The following is a 227-nucleotide window of genomic DNA, read 5'->3' as shown; positions in this document are numbered from 1 at the left end:
ACAGAACCCAGGACTTTACGGAGACAGCCCAGGGCGGTCGTTAATCTTCAGGATTTACAGGTTACATTCGGCGCGAAGACGGCGGTCTCCGCCGCCAGTTTCCGTGTCGACGCCGGGGAAACCTTCAGCCTGATCGGCGCCTCGGGCTGCGGCAAATCGACGATTTTGCGCGTGCTGGCCGGATTGCAGCGCGAATGGCGCGGCAGCGTGGATCTGCTCGGCCAGGC

Annotated in this window: 1 protein-coding gene; it reads left to right on the top strand. The window is 63.0% G+C overall.

The genetic code is table 11. The annotated features are described in order from the left end of the window. A partial coding sequence (locus tag FLQ03_RS05155; RefSeq protein WP_144374177.1) for an ATP-binding cassette domain-containing protein occupies window positions 1-227 on the top strand: 227 nt, incomplete at both ends.

This window comes from Vogesella urethralis, assembly GCF_007644045.2.
Classification (GTDB): domain Bacteria; phylum Pseudomonadota; class Gammaproteobacteria; order Burkholderiales; family Chromobacteriaceae; genus Vogesella; species Vogesella urethralis.
Note: the sequence above shows the minus strand (reverse complement) of the source record. Positions and strands in the feature narration are given on the sequence as shown.